This is a genomic window from Clostridium sp. ATCC BAA-442, assembly GCF_964239415.1.
Taxonomy (GTDB): Bacteria; Bacillota; Clostridia; order Oscillospirales; family Oscillospiraceae; genus Flavonifractor; species Flavonifractor plautii.
The window spans coordinates 1-2652 of record NZ_CAXSQB010000100.1 but is presented as its reverse complement, the minus strand read 5'-3'; the positions used below and the strand labels follow the sequence as shown (position 1 = coordinate 2652).

Below are 2652 nucleotides of genomic sequence, written 5' to 3'. Positions count from 1 at the left end.
TGCCGGACGGGGAATACGTAGGGCTGCTGGCGGGGCTGGCGGCGAAGGCGTCGTCCACGGGACGGGAGGAGGTCATTCTGTCCCAGAAGGACCGGGCGCGCTATGGCAAGCAGGTGGTCACCCAGGCCAACGAGAGGCTGGGAGACGGCCATTTGACCCTGTCTGTCCAGACCCGGCCCATCCGGGGCGGGCTGATTCTCAGCGACGGGGACGTGGAAGTGAACTGCACCTTTGAAACACTGGTGCGCCTCCTGCGGGGCGAGATGGACCGGACGGTTGTGGAGGTGCTCTTTGGCTGAGCGCTCCGATAGGGAGGCGAAAACTTGAGTAAGATCAGAGACACGGATTATTTGACCATCTCAGCCCGCGTGCGGGCGATGGAGAACCGCCTGGTGACCCGGGAGCGGATGGAGCGGATGGTGGAGGCCCGCAGCGACGACGAGGCGGTGAAGGTGCTGGCCGAGTGCGGCTATGAGGAGCTGCCGGCCCTGACCAACCGTGGGCTGGACGAGCTGCTCTCGGCGGCGCGGGCGGCCCTGTACCGGGAGCTGGGCGGCGCAGTACCCGACAAACGGCTGGTGGAGCTGTTTCAGATGAAGTACGACTACCACAACGCCAAGGCCCTGGTAAAGGGGGCCGCGGTGGGGGCGGACGCCGACCGGCTGCTGATGGAGGGCGGGCGGTGGAGCGCCGCCCAGGTGAAGGAGGCCTTTCAGCGGGACAGCCTGCGGGAGTTCACCGGCCCCTTCCGCCGGGCGGTTGTGCAGGCCCGGGAGACCCTCAATGGTGGAAATGACCCTCAACTGGCCGACTTTGTGCTGGACCGGGCCTATTTTGCGGAGATGGCGGAGACGGCCCGCGCGGTGGGCAGCCCCTTCCTGGAGGGGTATGTGCGGCTGCTCATCGACGCCGCCAACCTGCGCTCCGCCGTCCGGTGCGCCCGGATGGGGAAGGGGAGCGACTTTTTGAGCCAGGTGCTCCTGCCCGGGGGAAATGTGGAGGCCCACGTGCTCACGTCAGGCAAGGGCAATGATCTGGCGGCGGTGTTCCGGGCCGGTCCCCTCAGTGATGCGGCGGCGGCCGGCGCGGCCCTCACCGCTCCCGGCAGCGGGGAGCTCACCGCCTTTGAGCGGCTGTGCGACGACGCGGTGATGGGCTACCTGGCCCAGGCCCGCCGCATCCCCTTTGGGGAGCAGGCGGTGGTAGGCTATCTGTACGCCCGGGAGGCGGAGTTCACCGCCATCCGCACCATCCTCTCCGGCCGTATGGCCGGGCTGGACGCGGACACTATTCGGGAAAGGCTGCGTGAGGCCTATGTCTAACTATAAAATCGCGGTGCTGGGCGACAAGGACAGCGTGCTGGGCTTCAAGGCCCTGGGGCTGGACGTGTTCCCGGCGGAGAGCGCGGAGGAGGCAAAGCGCACCCTTCACGCTCTGGCGAAGGAGAACTACGCGGTGGTGTACCTGACCGAGGGGTACGCGGCCCACATGGAGGCGGAGTTGGAGCGGTACAAGGACGCGCTGACCCCCGCGATCATCCTGATCCCCGGCAAGGACGGCTCCCTGGGCATCGGTATGGCCAACGTCAAGCGGGCCGTGGAGCGTGCTGTTGGGGCGGATATTTTGTAGCTCCCCCTGCGGAGAGGGGGCGGGGCGATGTGGGCATCGCCCCCTACGCCCATAACGCGTTGGGCGCCCTGTAGGGGCGGGTGCCCACACCCGCCCGCGCCGAAGACGGAGCAGGCCGAGGGAGCGGATCATCGGCAATGGCCGGAAGGACGGGCGACCATGAAGGTCGCCCCTACGTCCGGAACGCCCTGCGGTAGGGGCGGCCTTTATGGCCGTCCGGACCCCCGGCGGAGCCCAACGAAGTGGGTCCGGCGGGGAGGAGGAGGCGCAACGGAACGAGTGAGCGTTCCCGTTTACGGGGACGCGAAGGATGTGCAGTTTGCGCCGACGAGAAAGAAGGTTGAAGCATTGAGCGGAAAAATTGTCAAGGTCTCCGGCCCGCTGGTGGTGGCGACGGGGCTGAAGGACGCCAACATGGCCGACGTGGTGCGGGTGGGCGAGCAGCGCCTGATCGGCGAGATTCTGAACATGAACGGCGATGCGGCGTCCATCCAGGTGTACGAGGAGACCTCCGGCCTGGGCCCCGGCGCGGTGGTGGAGACCACCGGCGCGCCCATGAGCGTGGAGCTGGGCCCCGGCATCATTGAGAACATCTACGACGGCATCCAGCGCCCCCTGGAGGGCATCATGCGGAAGGCGGGGAACAACAACCTGCCCCGGGGCGTGGAGGTGCCCGCCCTGGATCGGGAGAAGAAGTGGGACTTCACCGCCGTGGCCAGGCCCGGCGACAAGGTCACCGGAGGCGACGTGCTGGGCACCGTCCAGGAGACCAGTGTGGTGCTCCACAAGATCATGGTGCCCCCCACCCTGTCCGGCACCATCGAGTCCATCCAGTCCGGCTCCTTCACGGTGCAGGACACGGTGGCGGTGCTGGTGGACGGGAAGGGGGAGAAGCACGCGCTGACCATGGTGCAGAAGTGGCCCGTCCGCGTGGGGCGGCCCTACAAGCACAAGTATCCCCCCAGAACCCCGCTGCTCTCCGGCCAGCGCATCGTGGACGCCATGTTCCCCGTGGCCAAGGGC

At 67.7% G+C, this 2652-nt stretch carries 3 protein-coding genes and 1 pseudogene; all 4 read left to right on the top strand.

Annotation, left to right across the window (positions count from 1 at the left end; genetic code table 11):
- Nucleotides 1-299, top strand: a 299-nt coding sequence (locus ACESY8_RS19570) for a V-type ATP synthase subunit E (protein ID WP_416388454.1), incomplete at its 5' end; no start/stop codon positions are given.
- Between the two features lie 24 nt (nt 300-323).
- Nucleotides 324-1322 carry a V-type ATPase subunit gene (locus ACESY8_RS19565; protein WP_039996400.1) on the top strand — a complete coding sequence of 333 codons (999 nt, stop codon included), beginning with the start codon at nt 324-326 and terminating at the stop codon, nt 1320-1322.
- A complete protein-coding gene (locus tag ACESY8_RS19560; RefSeq protein WP_007488053.1) occupies nt 1315-1629 on the top strand; it encodes a V-type ATP synthase subunit F in 315 nt (104 codons plus the stop codon). The genes ACESY8_RS19565 and ACESY8_RS19560 overlap by 8 nt, the downstream gene beginning before the upstream one ends.
- Before the next feature lie 348 nt (nt 1630-1977).
- Nucleotides 1978-2652, top strand: a pseudogene (locus tag ACESY8_RS19555) (V-type ATP synthase subunit A); the annotation flags it as partial.